This is a genomic window from Paraburkholderia sp. BR10923 (assembly GCF_040948765.1).
In the GTDB taxonomy this organism is placed as follows: domain Bacteria; phylum Pseudomonadota; class Gammaproteobacteria; order Burkholderiales; family Burkholderiaceae; genus Paraburkholderia; species Paraburkholderia youngii.
Genome location: NZ_JBFPKO010000006.1, coordinates 189,271 through 207,521, shown reverse-complemented (window position 1 = coordinate 207,521; position 18,251 = coordinate 189,271). Strand labels below are relative to the sequence as shown.

The window sequence follows — 18,251 nt, the reverse complement described above, 5'->3', positions numbered from 1 at the left end:
GTCGCCGCTCGGTCACTATGTGTTCGCAGGCAGCGCGGCGCGTTCCAATACCGTCATCGGGCCTAGCCTTTCGATTACGTCCAGTTGAGCCGCGTCACGCACGAACAGCGAACCCGCAAAGCCGAGCGCGTTGACCGACACGCCTTCGACACGCTCTTGCGATCTCGGCACGAGCAGCATCCAGCGCCGTGTGACCAGCAGGTTGTAGGGCGCCGCATGACACCACACACGATCGATTTCGAGCGCGCCGACACCCGCCGCTTCGAGCAGCGTGCGATAGCGGGACAGCGCCAGCTTCGGCGCATCCGCGCGCGTCAGATCATCCGCGTCGAAGCGCGCGAACGCATGCCAAAACGGCAGCTCCGGCACGCGGTCCTGCGCACCCAACAAGGGCTCGATAGGCACGGGCGGATCGGCGTCCCCGAGCGGCAGCGGCACGATCTGCAGATGCTTGTGCGGCTGGCTCGAACCCGCCTCCGTGCCGGCGTTGTAAAAGCCGATGCCGTCGAATTCGGCCATGCACGCGAGCAGCGCTTCGAAATCGGCAAGATCGAGCAGCGCTTCCTGCGGTTCGAATTCGCGCGTGACGATCAGCAGATGATGATCGATCACGTTGAACTTGTTGAGCAATGCTAGATGCGTGTCGGAGATGTCGGCGACGAACAGATCCGGGTCTGGAGGAAGAAATGGGTCCGCTTGCGGGCGCTTTGCGGTCTGCAGCTTGTGCGCCTGCTCGCGCTGTTGTTCCTTGTGCGTCAGGCTCGACACCTGACGCACGAGAAAGCGGATGCCGCCGCTGTCGATCATGCACTGTTGCGTGTCGATCGGCCGCAGCGCGCCGCAACCGAGCGCATGGTCGGTCTGTCGCAGAATGGCGGGCCACAGCGTGCCCGGAATCAGGCGTCGTTGTCGTTCCATAGCATGTCGGCAGGTAGGGCGGCGCGTGTAAAGCGAGTGAAAGCGCAGCGGCTATAGTTTGTAGCCTATCGTGCGCAAAAGATCCTTGCGCCATTGAACGTCTTCCGCGCTTTCGGTGCCGACGGGTGGAAAGCCATCGATCACGCCGACGATCCCGCGCCCCTGATCCGTTTCAGCGATCAGCACTTCGACGGGGTTCGCCGTTGCGCAGAAGATGCGGCAGACCTCGGGCACGGCCTTGATCGTGTTCAGCACGTTGACGGGGAAAAAGCCGTCGCCGAGAAATACGAAGAAGCTATGGCCCGCGCCGACGTTGGTCGCGTTCTGGCATGCGATTTCGACGAGGCTGTCGTCCGTGCCGGAGCGCCGCACGAGGCGCTTGCCGGAGGCCTCGCAAAACGCGAGCCCGAACTTGATGCCTGGCACCGTGCCGACCATCGCTTCGTGAATATCCTCGACGGATTTGATGAAGTGGCTTTGCCCGAGGATGAAGTTGGTCGCTTCGGGCTTGACGACCTTGACGGCGGACAATTGCATGGTGGACCTCGCTCCATTGCGGCAACACGCCGATGAAAACACGTCGAACACCGGCCAGCCCGACTGCGGATGGTTCGCGCGTCAGCCGGTCTTCGTCGATCCGGCTTCTAGCCTAGTACGAAAACCGGGCCTCCGGCGAACGACGCCACGAATTCCCGAATTCCGGAGGTCGTCGCGTACCGCACGTGGCTCGTTGCGGGTCTATCTTGAAGCGATCCCGGCATCCAGGAAACCTGCGCCGTCGCGGCGCACGATCCGCGCCGCGGCTGCCCGAAAAGCCGTATCCGGCTAGCATAAGACCTACGTCGAACAGGCAGAGATAGCCTGACTTATGGCGGCATTGATCGACCAGAACCCGCGTCTCCGTCATAGCGTTTTGACCCGCTTTAAGCCCCCATCGCGCCGCAGTAGCCTGTCCGGGTCAACAAGGTCAAGCGCCGGTTTACGCCCCCGACCGAGTGTGCAAGTATCTTCACCAAGCCGCATCCCGCACACTCTTGCGAGGTCCACGATGGCCTGGAAACTTTGGAAGACCGAGAAGCAGAACGACGAGACGCGAAGCTGGCCGAGCGGGACGCATGAGTCGTTGAAGCAGCTTCTGGACATGTACCTGGTCAGCGACTCGCCACCGTTTGCGAACTGGGCCGCGCCCGGGATCACCTTCACGCCCGAAGTGGAAACGCTCGCCCGAAACGGAGTGCGGGGCTATCAGCTTGCCCTCTGGCTGTGGCTTTTCGCCGAGAAGCACGGCACCATCGCGGCAAAAATGGTGCGCGAATCTTTTTGCCTGCTCGCCGACGCGATGCAACCGTCGTCCGGCGACAAGATCGACGCGCTCCTCGAGCTCGAAAACCGCCTCGCGCATTCTGTCGAAGACCTTTCCGCTCAACAGCGCACCTTCCGCCTGGAGGGACTGTCCGTCGAGCTGCCGATGGAGTTTTTCCTCGCTACCGCCTTCCTGCGGCTCGCGCCGGATTCTCCATATGCGGGGACCGAAGGCACTCACGTGCAAGGCAACGACTTCAAACTGGCCGACTGTTTCCGCCATGCAACCGAAGAGGGGCTGGCGGTATTCCGGCCGATGGTAGACGCGGTCGAGTTCGACGCGAAATCGCTGCCCAACTGGCGATGGAGCGCTCATCCCGGCGCTGCCGAGCGACACCTGCAACGGCGCCACAAGAATCCGCTGTTCGCGCTTCATCGCCAGATGGTGACCGCTCACGAGGTCTATGAGGCACGACTTGCCGATGCGCGGGCCATCGAGGAGGTCAGGAGCGAGCTCAATGAGATCAGCCGCTCGTTCTCCGAGACGACCGAATTGCCGTTGAACTGGCAGCCCTTCCTCGAACGATACCGGGACCACGTCGACAGGCTCGATGAACGCCGGCTCGTGGTTGGCGGACAGAGCACGTCTCTCGGCAATGCAATTGCGGAGTTGCGCGCCGACATACTTGCAACCTGGCGCGCTTCGATTCACAAGAATCGGCACAGTCTCGCGACCCTGGAGCAGGACGAAGCGAAACGGACCGAGCGGCGCGCGCTGCTGTATGGATGCGACTGGACGGCTCAGCTTTTGAGCCACGGGTCGCTGATTCCGCCGGAAGAGGTGGTGCCCGCGCTGCTGAGCGAGCCCCCCTCCGAACTGGAAAAGGTGGTGGCGGGTCTGCGGGGCGAACCGCGACTGCACGAGACGCTGGCGCAGTGTCGTGCAACCGCGCATCGGCTCGTCAACGAGCTTCGCGCGGCCGGCCATCAGCTTCCCGATATCGACGACAAGCTTCGCATTCTGGATGGCGCGCCCGGGCAGTTGCCGGATTGATCGTCTTGCTGGTATGCGATGTCTTGTAACCCGTGGATGCCACGCCCGACCACAAAGGCCACTTATGAATTCTTCCTCTCGCGCCCCGCTCGATGTAGCGACCGAGGCGGCATCCACGCTTTCGGAGTACCTGGAGCTTTCGCTAGACAAAGGACAGAGCCTGATTTTCGTGCTCTCTCACGGCGAAAATAGCGAAGTCTATCTTGGCGACCCCGGCGAGCCAGACGCGGACTGGACAAGCTGCGCGGCCATTCCGAACACGATGGTCCACGCGCTTCTGGAGACCACCCGGTCGGGATTCAACCAGGTGGTCATCGAAGGACAGGCCTATCGCTTCGCCCGGACCTTCGCGCAAGTTGCCGGGCATGGCGCTGTCGTCTTCACGCCCGCATAGACGTTGTAGCCAATCACGTTGCTGCGTTTGAGCATGGATGATCATAGCGATTTCGTTGTGCGCAACATGTCGTCCAGCGAGGTCGATCTGGCGATCGAATGGGCTGCGGCAGAGGGATGGAATCCGGGCCTCGACGACGCGCGATGCTTCTGGAATGCAGACCCCAATGGCTTTTTCGTCGGTATCTGGCGCGGCGAGCCGGTGGCATGCATCTCGGCAGTCGCCTACGACGAGCGCTTCGGTTTCATTGGCCTCTACATCGTCAAGCCGGCATTTCGCGCCAGGGGTTTCGGTCTGCGCACGTGGCAGCACGCGATGCGCTATCTGGGAGATCGGACGATCGGCCTCGATGGTGTCGTGGCCCAGCAGCAGAACTATAAGAAATCCGGCTTCCAGCTCGCGTATCGCAACATCCGCTTCCAGGGCGTCGTGCCAGCCGCGTCGACGCCCAGGCTGACGAACGCGCGGGAGGTACCCTTCGCGCAACTGCTCGCCTACGACAGCGCATGTTTTTCGACCAACCGTTCCCGCTTCCTCGCGGACTGGATCGCGCAATCACAGGCGCTGGCTTTGGCGGATGTGCGCAACGATCAGATTAGAGGGTACGGTGTGCTGCGCCGCTGCAGGAGCGGCTACAAGATCGGTCCGCTCTTTGCCGACGACGCCCGGATTGCCAACGATCTATTCGACGGGCTGGTCGCGAGCGCCGCAGGCGAAGTCATCGCGCTCGATGTCCCGGAAGTCAACGCGGCTGCGGTCGCGCTCGCTGAACGCTACGGCATGGTGAGCGCATTCGAAACGGCGCGCATGTACTCGCGCGCCGCGCCGGCCATTCCCGTGCAACGCGTGTTCGGGGTGAGTACGTTCGAATTAGGTTGACTGCAAAGCAACAGACCGATCATCGAGCGGCCGAGAGCGACGACTCACGCTGACCGGAAATGGTGAAAAGGCGCACGGTCTCATCCAGCACCTGAGCGGAGTCGATCAGCCGTTGCGCGGTGGCCGTCGCTTGCTCCACCAGCGCGGCGTTTTGCTGGGTCGCGCTGTCGAGGTGCGTGATTGCCTGATTCACCTGCATGATGCCTTTGGCCTGCTCGTCGCTGGCGTTTGACACATCGTCGATGATGGTCAGTACGCGTCTGACCGTCTCGTCGATCACTTTCATCTGCGACGCGGTGCGGTCGATCAGTTCCGTTCCTTGCGAGACTTCCGCGACGGTCAGATCCACCACGGACTTGATTTGCCGCGCGGACTCCGCGCAACGTTGCGCGAGCATGCGCACTTCGGTGGCGACGACCGCGAACGATCGGCCGGCGTCGCCGGCACGGGCGGCTTCGACCGCCGCGTTCAAAGCAATGATGTTGGTCTGAAAGGCGATGCCATCGATCACGCCCGTGATATCGGCGATACGCTGAGACGCCGACGTAATGCCGGACATGGTCCGCTCAACCTGACCGACGATCTCGCCGCCAAGCGCCGCGGCATCCTGTGCTTCCCGCGCAAGTCCGAGCGCGGACGCGGCGGCGTCTGCATTGGCCTTCACGCTGGTGGTGAATTGCTCCATGGTCGCAGCGGTTTCCTCGAGCGACGCCGCTTGCGATTCAGTGCGGCGCGCCAGATCTTCATTGCCGCTCGACATTTCACGAGCGGAGTCCACCACCCCGCCGATCTGGCCACGCACGTCCAGCACGATCGCGCCGAGGTTCGCCTTCAGTTGGTTCAGCGCGCTCAGTACGTCGCCGAAATCGCCGTTCCTCGAGATGCCCATTTCGGCGGTCAGATCACCGGCAGCCATACGGGTGGCGAAACTGGAGAGCCCCGCGAGCGGCGCACCCAATTGCTTTCGCAACGCCAGCCAGGCCAGGCCGGCCAGCACCGCGGTGACGCCAGTCGCGCTCCAGTACGGCAGCGGCGGCATCCCGCCGTACAGCGCCGCACCGACGAGCGGGAAGACCAGCGGCGCGATCGCATAGCCGATACCGATGCGCGCCACGACGGACAAGTGCGTCAGTGCCTGCAGCTTGCCGGCTATCCCGGTACGCACCAGCTTCCCGCGGCGCAACTTGTGCGAGCGCAACGTGCCTTCGCGCATCCGCGCATAGGTTGACTCGGCAAGCCTCACTTCGTTGCGAGAAGGCTTGGTGCGAACGCTCAGATAGCCGACCGTCTGACCGCTTTCGATCACCGGCGTGACGTTTGCGCATACCCAGTAGTGGTCGCCATTCTTGCGGCGGTTTTTCACGAGCGCCGTCCAGGGCTGACCCGCGCGGATCGTCTCCCACATGTCGGCGTACGCGTCGCGCGGCATGTCGGGATGCCGGACGATGTTATGTGGCGCGCCGAGCAACTCTTCTCGCGTGAAGCCTGAGATCGCAGTGAATGCGGGGTTGCAGTACTGAATCCTTCCTTTCAGGTCGGTTGCCGAGACAAGCATCTCCGAGGCGGGGAAATCGAATTCGCGTTGTGTTACAGGCTGGTTATTGCGCATGAAGGTCGTTAGCGAGGCACCGCGCTCTGCTCAAGGCGCCGGAATGTCGGTCAATGGACGCTCTAACGGCAATACCTTCCAAATATTGAGGTTATCTGAGTAGCTTGGTCGGGTAATCGAAAGCTTGGTGCCATCAAGTGCTATGCACCTGCCGCGGCGACGCGTGGCGGCATCAACGTCACTTGCGCGAGCCCCTCTTCTTCCTTTCCGGAGCTTCGGCGCTCGTGTCGACCGGCGTGAACGGTGCCTGAAAATGATCGACGAGGAAATCGATGAAGGCTCGCGCCCGCGCCGTCTGATTGCGCTGCCTCGGGTAGTAGACGAACAGATCCGCCGACGGCAGCACGGTATTCGGCAGCACCAGCTTGAGGCGCCCGCTCTGTACGTACTTGGCCAGATCCCATTCGGAGCGAATCAGAATCCCGTGACCGTCGAGCGCCCACCGAAGCGCAATGTCGCCATCGTTGCTCGATAGCACGCCCTTGACCTTGATCGCCTCGATGTGGTCGTTCACGATGTAGCGCCACACGCCATAAGCATCATCGTTCTGCCGATGAATGATGCAGCGATGCTGATGCAGGTCCTCCACGCGCTCGGGCGCTCCAAAACGCTCCAGATACTTCGGCGACGCGCAAAGAAAACGGCGATTGCTCATGATGCGCCTCGCGCTCAGCCGACTGTCCGGCAGCTCGCCGAACCGTATCGCCATGTCGAAGGCGCCTTCGACGAGATCGACCGGCCGGTCCGTCACCTCGAACTGCACTTCGACGTTCGGAAAACGCCTGGCGAAGTCGGAGACGAGCGGCGCGATGGTCGTCCTGCCGAAACCCAGCGTCGCGTTGATGCGCAACGGCCCATGCGGATCGCGCCGGGCGCCGGAGATGGCCTCCTCCATCTCGCGGACCTGCCCGACGATCTGGGACGCGTAGCGCAGATACGTCTCTCCCTCGGGCGTCAGGCTGACGCTGCGCGTAGTCCGGTTGACCAGACGGGCGCCGAGCCGCTGCTCGATGATCCCCAGCCGCTTGGTCGCCGCTGGCGGACTGAGATCGAGCGCCCGGGCGGCGCCGGACATGCTCCTGAGTTTCGCAAGAAGAATGAAGAACTCGAAGTCGGATAAGGGTGCAGTACTCACTTTTGGTGAAATATGTAGTGAACGCAAGTGAATTCTAGCAAGCTCTTTCGCGGCTAAGCTATGCACCACATTGCAGCCAGGGTGGCTCAATAACCGTTCAAATCTCTGGAGACAGTGGCGTGAGAATCGTTGAAATCCGCGAAAAGACCGTTCCGATCAGTTCCCCGATCCGGAACGCCTACATCGACTTCAGCAAAATGACCTTGAGTCTCGTCGCGGTCGTCACGGACGTGATCCGCGACGGTAAGCCGGTGATCGGCTATGGCTTCAACTCGAACGGCCGCTACGGTCAGGGCAAACTGATGCGCGAGCGCTTCATCCCGCGCCTGCTCGAGGCCAACCCGGCCGCGCTCGTCGACGACTCCGGCGACAACCTCGATCCCCACAAGATCTGGGCGACGATGTTCATCAACGAGAAGCCCGGCGGCCACGGTGAGCGCTCCGTCGCGATCGGCACGATCGATATGGCCGTCTGGGACGCGGTGGCGAAAATCGCCGGCAAACCGCTGTTCCAGTTGCTCGCCGAGCGGTACGGCAATGGCGAGGCCAACCGCAAGATCTTCGTCTACGCGGCGGGCGGCTACTACTATCCGGGCCAGGACCACGAGAAGCTCAAGGATGAGATGCGCAGCTACATCGACCGGGGCTACACGGTCGTGAAGAAGAAAATCGGCGGTGCGTCGCTCGACGAAGACCTGCGGCGCATCGACTCGATCCTCAGCGTGCTGCAGGACGGCCAGAAGCTCGCGGTCGATGCCAACGGCCGCTTCGATCTCGATACCGCGATCAGCTATGCGAAGGCGCTGTCGCAGTACGACCTGTTCTGGTACGAGGAGGCGGGCGACCCGCTCGACTTCGAGTTGCAGGCGACGCTGCGCAACTACTATGACAAGCCGATGGCGACCGGTGAAAACCTGTTCTCGATGCAGGATGCCCGCAACCTGATCCGCTACGGAGGTATGCGCCCCGATCGCGATTGGCTGCAATTCGATTGCGCATTGAGCTACGGTCTCGTCGAATATCTGCGAACGCTCGATATGCTGCATCAGCATGGCTGGTCGAGAAGCCGTTGCATTCCCCACGGCGGGCACCAGATGTCGCTGAACATCGCGGCGGGCCTCGGACTCGGCGGCAACGAATCGTACCCGGACCTGTTCCAGCCATACGGCGGTTTTCCGGACGGCGTTCGCGTCGAGAACGGATATATCACGATGCCGGAGCTGCCCGGCATCGGCTTCGAAGGCAAATCCGACCTGATCGCCGAGATGCGCAAGCTGGCTGAATAACGCGCGCTCGCAACAAAACGACAAACCTTCCCGCTTGAATGGTTCATAAAAAGACGGAACGAAGCCGGCTCAATGCGGCCTTCCCACGCTGCTCGCGTGGGAGGGCCGCATTTTCCCTTTGAAGACGCCACGCACAGGAGACAGACATGCCAGTATCGAAAGTAAGAAGAGCACTTTCCAAGCTGTACGTTCAGGTCCTCATCGGGATCGTGGCCGGTGTCCTGCTGGGCCACTTCTACCCCGATCTCGCGTCGCAGATGAAGCCGCTGGGCGACCTGTTCATCAAGCTGATCCGGATGCTGCTTGCGCCGATCATCTTCGCGTCGGTCGTGGTCGGGATCGCGCGCATGAACGACCTCCATCAGGCGGGCCGGGTAGGCGTGAAAGCCCTTCTCTATTTCGAACTGGCATCGACGGTCGCGCTGATTGCGGGGATGGTGGTCGTCAATGTCATCAAACCCGGCAGCGGCATGAACATCGATCCCTCGCAGATCGGTGCGGCCGCGATTTCGACCTATACGCACGCGGCACAGCAACACGGGATGCTCGACTTCTTCATGAGCATCGTTCCGAATAGCATCGTCGGGGCATTCGCCAAGGGTGAGATGCTTCCGATCATTTTCTTTTCAGTTCTGCTCGCTATCTCGCTGGCGAAGCTCGGACCCCATACCGCACCATTCGTCGACATGCTCGACATGTTCCTTCAAGGCATGTTCGGCGTGGTGCGGATCGTCATGTACGTTGCTCCGATCGGCGCATTCGGCGGCATGGCCTTCACGATCGGCAAATACGGCATCGGCACGTTGGCATCGTTCGGCGAGTTGATGCTTTGTCTGTATCTGACCTCGTTGTTCTTCGTGTTCGTCGTGCTTGGCCTTGTCATGAAGATGTGCGGGCTTTCGCTATGGAAGTTTCTTCGCTACATCAGGGACGAGATTCTGACTACGCTTGGCACCGCATCGACGGAAGCGGTGTTGCCGCAGATGCTGATCAAGATGGAGGCGATGGGCTGCGCTCGCCCGGTGGTCGGCATGGTCTTGCCCACCGGCTATACGTTCAATGCCGACGGAACGGCGATTTATCTGACGATGGCGGCGTTGTTCATCGCCCAGGCGATGAACGTCCACCTCAGTATCTGGGACCAGTTGCTCGTGCTCGGCGTGCTGCTGCTCACGTCGAAAGGCTCCGCGGGCGTGGCCGGGGCGGGATTCGTCGCACTGGCCGCGACGCTTGCCTCGATGCACAGGATTCCCGTCGAAGGCCTCGTGCTGCTGCTCGGCGTGGACCGCTTTCTGAACGAGGCGCGTGCGGTCACGAACCTGATCGGCAATGGCGTTGCGACCGTCGTCGTCGCTCGCTGGGAGGGCCAACTCGATAGGAACCTGGCGCGCGCGGTGCTGAATCGCGACAACACGGCTCACGTCCAGACACCCAGTCCTGCCACGCAACCCGCAGTCTCGCCGACATTACCGACTGAAGCGGAGGCGCTCCTCGATGGCTCAGCGAACCATCAATAGAACTGAACTTTTCGGAACGTGTGCCGTTAACTCAGCGGTATCTCACTCTTCCGAATTCAGCATGAAACTGACCATCAAGTTCCGTCTTCTCGCCACCCTCACCCTGCTCGGGTTCCTGCTGACGGTGACTGGCGTACTGGGTATCGCCGGCATGCGCGGTTCGAACCATGCGGTTGCGCAGGCGTATACCAACGACGTGGCCGCCGCGACCGCGCTCGGCAAGTCCAACCTGAACCTGACCGTAGTGCGCACTACGCTCGATCGCGTGCTGCTGCACCCGGAGGCGGCGGATAGAGCCGCCCTCATCGATAAGGCGCGCAACTATCTAGCGGTCTCCGACAAAGCCTGGAAAGAGTACCGCGCACTGCCCGTCTCCGATGCGGAAGCGGCCTTGTCGAAGGCTGTCGCCGACGCCCGCGAAGCGATGCTGCATGGCGCACTCGAGCCGATGATGGACGCGATGAGCCGTGGCGACCACGAGGGTGCCGACCAGATCGCGATGGTCGTTATGCCGCCGTTTGCCGCGGCTCTAACGCAGAAATCCGCGGAGCTGGACAAGTTTCGCAACGCGCAAGGCAACGCTCGCTACGACACGGCACAGCATAGCTACCAGACACTTGCAACCATTACCGCAATCGCGATCGCCGTCGGTCTTCTGACCTGCGTCACCTGCGGCTTCACGCTGCTTCGCGCAATCGCGCGCCCGATCGACATGACGGTGCGCCATGTCGAGCGACTCGCTCAGGGCGACATGTCGCAGCAACTGCGGTTCGACAGTAATGACGAAATGGGTCGCCTCGTCAGAAGCGTTGGGCAGATGCAGAAGGACATCGGCACGATGATCGAACAGATCGCTCGCGGCAGCGAGTCGATCGCGTCCGCGACCCAGCAAATTTCGGCCGGCAACGCGGACCTGTCGGCGCGCACCGAGGCGCAGGCGGCGTCCATCGAGGAAACGGCGGCGAGTATGGAACAACTGACCAACGCCGTCACGGAGAACGCGGCGCACGCGCGTGAAGCGCGCGAGCTGGCCGACGCGACGAAGGCGACGGCCGGTGCGGGCGCGGACGTCGTCCGTCAGGTCATCGACGCGATGCGCGACATTCACGACGGCGCGAAAAGAATGGGCGAGATCATCGGGGTGATCGAAGGCATCGCCTTTCAGACCAACATCCTCGCGTTGAATGCGGCTGTCGAGGCCGCGCGCGCCGGAGAGGAAGGACGCGGCTTTGCCGTCGTCGCCGGCGAGGTACGCAATCTCGCTCAGCGCTCGGCGACCGCGGCGAAGGAAATCAAGGAGCTGATCGACGCGTCGACCGCGCGCGTCGCCGACGGTTCGCGCCTCGTCGGCCGGGCCGGTGAGACCATGGGCGAAGTACAGACGGCCGTCGGTCGCGTCACGTCGATCATGAGCGACATCGCGACGGCTTCGGCCGAACAGAGCGATGGCATCGAGGAAGTCAATCGCGCGATTACGCAGATGGATCAGATGTCGCAGCAAAATGCCGCGCTGGTCGAACAGGCAGCCGCCGCGGCCGCGTCGCTCACCGAGCAGACTGGCCTATTGACCCGGGCGGCTGGCCGATTCCGCTTTGCGTCCCTGTCCTGATGCCACGCTATAGGCTCGCGTGCCGCGACACGCCTTAGGTTCGCGAGCCGCCGGAGGTCGTGGTGTCGGCGTCATTGGCAGGCACCGCCTCGAGAAAACCGCGCCCCATCTCCGCCTCGAAGCGCGCAGCGCTGCCCTCCCAGATGATGCGCGCGTGTTCGAGAACGTAAACGCGATCGGCATGCGGCAGCGCAAACCTGACGTTCTGCTCGCCCAGCAAGACGGTGATGGGCGTGGACTTCTGCAGCGAATCCAGCGCTTTCGACAATTGCTCGAGAATCACGGGCGCGAGGCCGAGTGTCGGCTCGTCGAGAATCAGCAGCTTCGGTTGGGTCATTAGCGCGCGCGCGATCGCGAGCATTTGCTGCTCGCCGCCGGACAGCGTACGCGCGGTTTGGCCCTGGCGCGACTTCAGGATCGGAAACAGATCGAACAGCCACGACAGCTGTTTAGCGCGCGCCGAATCAGCAAGATGATATCCGCCGAGTTCGAGATTCTCGCGTACCGTCATGTCGCCGAATAGCTCGCGCGTTTCCGGGCATTGCACGAGGCCGGCGCGCGAGATCGCGGCACCGCTGATACCGCGCAGATCGCGGCCGTCGAAGCGGATCGTCCCCTTGTACGGCACGAGGCCCGAGAGCGCGTTGAAAAGCGTCGTCTTGCCCGCGCCGTTCAGGCCGACAACCGAGACGAATTCGCCCTCGCGCACTTGCAGACTGACGTCGTCGAGTGCGCACGCCTTGTCGTAGAGCACGCGCACACCGCTCACCTCGAGGATCGTGCGCTTCGCATTGCCCGCGGCTCCGGTGCGCTGGCGCAGCTCCAGCTTGCCGCCCAGATAGACGCGGCGCACCGTCTCGTTCTGCATAACCTGTTCGGCGGTGCCCTCGGCGACACGCTCGCCAAGGTACATCGCCAGCACGCGGTCGGCGAGCGCGGACAGACTCTTCACGTTGTGGTCGACCAGCAGCACCGCGCGGCCTTCGGCGCGAAAGCCTCGAATCAGCTCGGAAAACGCGTGCGATTCCGCCACCGTCAGTCCCGCGAACGGCTCGTCCACCAGCACGACCTGCGGGTCGCGCGCAATCGCCTTGGCCATCTCCATGCGGCGCAGATCCGCAAACGGCAGCGTCGCGGGATGCCGATGCATGACGCCGGCAAGGCCTACGCGCTCGGCGATTTCCTGCGCGCGCTGGTGCACGTGGGGTTCGGCAGCGAGCTTGACGAGCGAATCAGGCAGCAGCGCGAGCTTGATATGTTCCAGCACCGTTTGCCGATGCAGCGGCCGCGAATGCTGAAACACGATGCCCACGCCCGCGCGCGCGATGCGGTGCGGCGCCCAGCCGGCCATCTCCACGCCGTTCACCTTGACCGACCCCGCATTGGGCCGTTCGATGCCCATGATCAGCTTCATGACCGTGGACTTGCCCGAGCCGTTCGGTCCAATCAGACCGAGGATCTCGCCGGGTCGGATCTCGAAGCCGATATCCTTGACTGCGACGAGACCGCCAAAGCGCTTGGTCAGCCCGCGTACGGAGAGCAGCGGCGTGTCGTTCATTGGCGCTCCCTCGCACGTAGCAGATTGCCGAGCAGACCGTCTGGAAAGAACAGCAGCGCAGCCAGCGCGACCGCCGCGACGACGAACGTGTTGAGCTGCCCGAGCGGTCGCAGGAACTCGCCGGCGACGATCAGGAAGATTGAGCCGAGCACCGCGCCGAGTATCGTCCGGCGTCCGCCGAGCACGGCCGCGATGATGATCTGCACGCCCACGCTGAGATCCACCACCGTGCTCACGGAAGCCGTGCCCTGATAGAACACCAGCATCGCGCCGGCCACGCCCGAGAAAACGGCGCTGATGCAGAAGGCCACGAGCTTGTGCCGCGTGACATTGAAACCCAACGCCTGCGCGCCGGTCGCGTCCTGGCCGCTCGCCTGCAGGATCAGACCGACTGCCGAACGCGACAGGCCGAACAGCAGGATCGCGCAAACGATCAGGAACGCGAGCGCGATCCAGTAGTTATGGTTCGCATCGACCGACATCACGTCCGGCACCATCATGCCGATCTCGCCGCCCGTTATGCCCGCGAAAATCACGATGGCGTTTTGCAGCAGCAGCACGGCCACGAGCGTAACCAGACCGAAGTAAGGACCGCGCAGCCGCAGCGCGGGCACCGCGAGGAGCAAGCCGCCCACTAGCGCGACGCCGCCGCCCGAGAGCACGCAAACGGGTATGGGCAGGCCCCATCTGGCGTTGAGGATCGCAGCCGAATAGGCGCCGAGTCCGATCAGGAACGTCGGCCCGAAGTTGACCTCGCCGGCAAAGCCGAACAACAGGTCCCACGACATCGCGAACACGCCGAAGTAAAACGCAACCGTGAGCACGCCGAGGATGTAGCCAGAAAGCCACCACGGCAACGTCGCGGCGATCACGGCGAGCGCAACGGCGATCCATGCGCCACGCGAACGGAGAAGAACGGACATAGGGGTACGCTCCATTCGCACGGTTAGCGGCGTCCCAGGAAGCCCTGGGGCCGTACATACACGACCAGCACCAGCAGCAGCAACGCGGGCAGCGGGCGCAGCGTCGGCGCGATCAGATAGGCCGTGACCGTCTCCAGATAACCCACGACATACGCGGCCATCAACGAGCCCGACACACTGCCGAGTCCGCCCAGCACGACGATCGAGAACGCGCTGGCCGTGAGCTGCCCCGCATTGTTCGTGCTCACGCCAAGGAACGAAGCGAGCAGCACGCCCGCAATGCCAGCCAGCACGCCGTAGATGCTCCACGCGAGAAGATAGATCCGGGAGAGTTCGAAGCCGAGCAGCGTGAGACCGCGCGGATTCATCGAAGCCGCGAGCAGCGCTTTGCCTGCACGCGTGCGGTTCACGAACAGCCACAGCATGCCGATCACGGCCCAGCAGACCACGGCGATCATGATTTCGTTGTACGGCACGCGCACGCTGCCCACCATCGCCACCCCGCTGATCAGCGGGCGCATCGTCACCGGGTTGTCGGTGAAGAGCCACGCCATGCCCTGCTGGATCATGATGCCCCACAGCAGCGTGCCGGTGAGCACGAAGATTTCCTTCTCTTCGCCGGGAATCGCAGCCGAGCGTTGAATGGGCCGCACCACCATCAAGTAGGTGACGAAGGCCGTCACGAGACCCGCGATCACGCCGAGCAGCGTGCCGAGATAGGTGCCAAGACCCGCCTCGCCCGCGAGCATCCAGCCCATCAGCGCCGCGACCAGCATCACGCCGCCGTGCGCGAGATTCAGGATGCCGGAGACGCCGAAGATCAACGTGAAGCCGATCGCGCCCAGCGCATAGAGGGAGCTGATTGCAAAGCCGTCGACGAGAATCTGCAGTAGCAACATGCCCGGCCTTTCATGTTGGTTAGGGTGTCGATTCGTGCGGTGTCCGGGTCTTCCCGGACAGTCGCGATCGTCGTACGGCTAGTTCGCGCTTGCCTGCTTCACCTTGATGAAGGTCGGGAATTTCACCGCGCCGTTGGCGATCGACTTGGGCCAGATCGCGACCTGCTTGCCGTTCTGCCATTGCAGGTTGATACCCGTGATATAGCCGGGCCCGTACTTCAGCGCGTGCGTGAACTGATCGCTCTTACCATAGAACTGCCAGCGCCCGATCGTGCCCACGTAGTCGGTTTTTTCGAGCGCGTCGACCATCTGGTCCGGATCGGTCGAGCCCTTGTTGCGCCTGATCGCGTCCGCGATGATGTAGACGAGGTCGTAACTGGTGAAGCCGCAATACGCCGGAGAGACGCCGAACTTCTTCTGGTACTCATCCGTGAAGGGGACCGTTTTCGGCGTGATCGCCACGCCCGGCGCGGCGGCCGAGGCCGTGATCACGCCCTCGGTCGCGCCGTTCGTGTCCTTCCAGAAGCTGGTGGTCGTGGCCTGCGAGCTTTGGCCCGACATCGGGATCGGCACTTGCTGGTCGTGCCATTGCACGGTCGGCTGCACGCCCACGTGGCTGATGCCGGTGGTGATCGTATCGGGGTGCTTCGCCTCGATCTGGTTGAAGATCGGCGTGAAGTCGGAGGTATCAGGATTGAAGCGGATGTGATCGAGCACCTGAAGTCCCGCTTTGGGCAGGCATTCGAGGTAACGTTCGTCGAGCGGCTTGGTCCACGCCGCGTCTTCGCTCATGACGACGGTCGTTTTCATCTTGAACTGGCCGACCAGAACGTCGTGCGAGAAGTCGCAGATAGATTGCGCGATGAATGCCGACGTCATCCAGCCGTGGAACGTGTATTTGTAGTGGTCGTAGTCGTCGTGAACGTGCTTCGAGATGTCGTTGCTAGCCGCGCCGGGTGTGATGAAGGGCACCTTCAGGCGCCCGGACCACGGTTCCATCGCGAGCGCCACTTCGCTGATGTAGCTGCCGATCACAGCGACCACCTTGTCCTGGGTCGCCGCGCGCTGGAAGGCGCGCACGCCGTCCGAGGCCGATGAATGGTCGTCGTACGCGACGATCTGGATGGGACGGCCATCGACGCCGCCGCTAGCGTTGATCTGGTCCGCGGCGAGCTGCGCCGCCTTGCTGATCGAAGCGCCCGCCACCGAGGATTCTTCGCTGATCACGCCGATCTTGATCGGCTCGGCCGCCGCATGAGCGCCTGCCGCCAGACCTAGCCCCGCCGCTACCATCCCCGTCGCGACGACGCAATGAAGGTTTCGCCACACATTGTTACTGGACATCATGCATCTCCGATTCGAATGGATCGTTGAGCAACAATTGCCCGCCACATTGCAGCATCTTAAGAATGCGCACACAACAATATTCACCCGGTTTGCGCCGCTCAATCGGTACAAACGATGACCGGGTCCGTACGGACTTCATGGTGCAGAGCGGAAAAATCTTGCCGCTCGGGCCGCGGGAAGCGGTTTTTTCCTGGTGAGCTAGCGCTGTGTAGTGTGAGATTAGCGGCCTTCTTCCTCTCGCTTATTCGTCATCCGAAGCATTGTGTCGGCGGTTCAATGGACCAACGTCCTGCCGCCTTGCAACCGCCCGCGGCGCAGCGCGTCGACCCGCGCCACGATCAGCTCGAGGGTGGCACGCGTGCCTGCGTGCGGGTCCGAACATTACGCGGCAACCCTGCTTGCTGACATATGTACGTCATGATAGGTTGCTGCAATTCCCGCTGCCGAACCTGGCATCTGTTTTCGCAACGCTGCGCGCCCGATAAAAAAAAGCGGGATGGGTTGATCTGGACTCATCGTACGCATACGCCTTTCCCCAACAGGAATTCAAGAGCCATGGCTTCAATGATCCAGCGAACGACCCTGTTCGCCTGTCTTCGCGCGGCTTCCGTCGCGGCTTCCCTGTCCATCGCCGCACTTGGCGCGCACGCCGCCGATCTCGTGATCGCAGGCCGGGACGACATCTACGGCCGCGGACTCGTGCAGGCGGTGGACGGCTACAAGAAACTGCACCCGGGCGTCGATATCGAATTGCTGAAGCTGCCGAATAACGACCTGTATCAGAAGCTGAAGCTGTCGTTACGCGAAAACACGCGCGCTTATGACCTGGTGATGATGGACGACACCTGGTCGCCCGAATTTATCGCCAACGGATGGCTTCAGCCGCTGCCCGCCACGCTCGCGGATGCCGATATGGTGACGTCGACGATCTCCCTCGGACGCGCGTCGAGCGGAACCTTGTATGCGATGCCGATCGTCGGCAATGTCGAGATGTTCGCCTATCGCAAGGATCTGCTCGCGAGTCGCGGCCTGCAGCCGCCGCGCAGCTGGGACGACGTGCTGAACATCGCACAGACCATCGGGACCGCCGACAAGGACGTTTCCGCTGTCGTGTTTCGTGGCGTGAAGGGCAACCCCGTCGTCACCGGTTTTCTGCCGATCCTTTGGGCGTATGGCGGAGAAGTCGTCGACATGAACGGCAAGGTCACGATCGATTCGCCCGAAGCGCTGGCCGCGCTGAAGATGCTGCTCGCGCTGAAGAAGTGGGCACCGAAGGATGTGGACGTGTATGGCGCCGGTGAAGTGCGCGACGCATTGCAGGGCGGCACGGCCGCGCAGGCCATCGAAGTGTGGCCCGCCTGGCTGCCAGCGCTCGACGATCCGGCGAAGTCGCGCGTCGTCGGCCAGGTCGCGCTGCAACCGCCGCCTGGCCAGGTCAAGGGGCCGGCGCCGATGCTGGGCATCTGGCAAATGGGCATTGCGAAAGATGCCGCGCATGCGAAGGTGGCGGCGGATTTCCTCGCCTACCTGACTTCGTCGGCGACGCAAACCCAACTTGCCGTGCTCGGCATTCCGCCGACGCGCAAGAGCGTCTTCGTCAATCCGGCACTCGTCAAGCAATATCGCTGGTACCCGGACCAGCTGAAGGCGCTCGAAGCGGGCCGTGCGCGGCCTCGCGTAAAAGATTGGCAGCAGATCGAGGCGATTCTCGGCGACGCATTGCAACTCGCGCTGACGGGGCAGGCCACGCCCGACGCAGCGTTGCATCAGGCTGCACAGAAGATCGGCCAGGCCAACGCGGCAGTACAGTGATAGCGGCAG

At 62.7% G+C, this 18,251-nt stretch carries 15 protein-coding genes; 7 read left to right on the top strand and 8 right to left on the bottom strand.

Annotation, left to right across the window (positions count from 1 at the left end; translation table 11 throughout):
• Positions 1-15: 15 nt before the first annotated feature.
• Both AB3X94_RS13690 and AB3X94_RS13685 read right to left on the bottom strand, forming a co-directional pair.
• Positions 16-918, bottom strand: coding sequence for a DUF4922 domain-containing protein (locus AB3X94_RS13690; RefSeq protein ID WP_176111260.1), 903 nt, complete (start codon positions 916-918; stop codon positions 16-18).
• A 51-nt stretch (positions 919-969) separates the two neighbouring features.
• Entirely contained in the window at positions 970-1,455 is a 486-nt protein-coding gene (locus AB3X94_RS13685; protein WP_176111261.1) for an adenosine-specific kinase, read from the bottom strand.
• Positions 1,456-2,128: 673 nt separating this feature from the next.
• Here AB3X94_RS13685 and AB3X94_RS13680 point away from each other — a divergent pair.
• From AB3X94_RS13680 to AB3X94_RS13670, 3 genes are all read left to right on the top strand, one after another.
• Entirely contained in the window at positions 2,129-3,274 is a 1,146-nt protein-coding gene (locus AB3X94_RS13680; protein WP_368611814.1) for a tryptophan leader peptide, read from the top strand.
• 64 nt (positions 3,275-3,338) lie between these two features.
• Positions 3,339-3,668, top strand: a complete 330-nt coding sequence (locus AB3X94_RS13675) for a hypothetical protein (protein ID WP_368611813.1) — start codon at positions 3,339-3,341, stop codon at positions 3,666-3,668.
• Positions 3,669-3,701: 33 nt separating this feature from the next.
• On the top strand, positions 3,702-4,547 hold the full coding sequence (locus AB3X94_RS13670; RefSeq protein WP_368611812.1) for a GNAT family N-acetyltransferase: 846 nt from the start codon (positions 3,702-3,704) through the stop codon (positions 4,545-4,547).
• Between the two features lie 19 nt (positions 4,548-4,566).
• Here AB3X94_RS13670 and AB3X94_RS13665 read toward each other — a convergent pair whose 3' ends face one another.
• Positions 4,567-6,156, bottom strand: a complete 1,590-nt coding sequence (locus AB3X94_RS13665; RefSeq protein WP_368611811.1) for a methyl-accepting chemotaxis protein — start codon at positions 6,154-6,156, stop codon at positions 4,567-4,569.
• 178 nt (positions 6,157-6,334) lie between these two features.
• Positions 6,335-7,291 (bottom strand): LysR family transcriptional regulator, encoded by a 957-nt coding sequence (locus AB3X94_RS13660; protein WP_368611810.1) that lies wholly within the window; start codon positions 7,289-7,291, stop codon positions 6,335-6,337.
• A gap of 119 nt (positions 7,292-7,410) precedes the next feature.
• On the opposite strand from AB3X94_RS13660, the gene AB3X94_RS13655 reads away from it, so the two are divergent.
• The 3 genes from AB3X94_RS13655 to AB3X94_RS13645 all read left to right on the top strand — a co-directional run bounded on the left by AB3X94_RS13655 (position 7,411) and on the right by AB3X94_RS13645 (position 11,703).
• A complete protein-coding gene (locus AB3X94_RS13655) occupies positions 7,411-8,577 on the top strand; it encodes a mandelate racemase/muconate lactonizing enzyme family protein (protein ID WP_368611809.1) in 1,167 nt (388 codons plus the stop codon).
• A 146-nt stretch (positions 8,578-8,723) separates the two neighbouring features.
• Positions 8,724-10,094, top strand: a complete 1,371-nt coding sequence (gene dctA, locus AB3X94_RS13650; RefSeq protein ID WP_368611808.1) for a C4-dicarboxylate transporter DctA — start codon at positions 8,724-8,726, stop codon at positions 10,092-10,094.
• A 61-nt stretch (positions 10,095-10,155) separates the two neighbouring features.
• The gene (locus AB3X94_RS13645; RefSeq protein ID WP_368611807.1) at positions 10,156-11,703 is read left to right on the top strand and encodes a methyl-accepting chemotaxis protein; all 1,548 of its coding nucleotides are present in this window, start codon (positions 10,156-10,158) and stop codon (positions 11,701-11,703) included.
• Positions 11,704-11,737: 34 nt separating this feature from the next.
• On the opposite strand, the gene AB3X94_RS13640 is transcribed toward AB3X94_RS13645, so the two are convergent.
• The 4 genes from AB3X94_RS13640 to AB3X94_RS13625 all read right to left on the bottom strand — a co-directional run bounded on the left by AB3X94_RS13640 (position 11,738) and on the right by AB3X94_RS13625 (position 16,427).
• Entirely contained in the window at positions 11,738-13,261 is a 1,524-nt protein-coding gene (locus tag AB3X94_RS13640; RefSeq protein WP_368611806.1) for an ATP-binding cassette domain-containing protein, read from the bottom strand.
• Positions 13,258-14,184: a branched-chain amino acid ABC transporter permease gene (locus AB3X94_RS13635; protein ID WP_368611805.1), complete on the bottom strand. Its 927-nt coding sequence runs from the start codon at positions 14,182-14,184 to the stop codon at positions 13,258-13,260. The genes AB3X94_RS13640 and AB3X94_RS13635 overlap by 4 nt, the downstream gene beginning before the upstream one ends.
• A 23-nt stretch (positions 14,185-14,207) precedes the next feature.
• Positions 14,208-15,083 (bottom strand): branched-chain amino acid ABC transporter permease, encoded by an 876-nt coding sequence (locus tag AB3X94_RS13630; protein ID WP_176111270.1) that lies wholly within the window; start codon positions 15,081-15,083, stop codon positions 14,208-14,210.
• Positions 15,084-15,161: 78 nt separating this feature from the next.
• Positions 15,162-16,427 (bottom strand): ABC transporter substrate-binding protein, encoded by a 1,266-nt coding sequence (locus AB3X94_RS13625; RefSeq protein WP_176378273.1) that lies wholly within the window; start codon positions 16,425-16,427, stop codon positions 15,162-15,164.
• 558 nt (positions 16,428-16,985) lie between these two features.
• Between AB3X94_RS13625 and AB3X94_RS13620 the strand changes: the two genes are divergently transcribed.
• A complete protein-coding gene (locus AB3X94_RS13620; protein WP_368611804.1) occupies positions 16,986-18,242 on the top strand; it encodes an ABC transporter substrate-binding protein in 1,257 nt (418 codons plus the stop codon).
• Positions 18,243-18,251 lie beyond the last annotated feature (9 nt).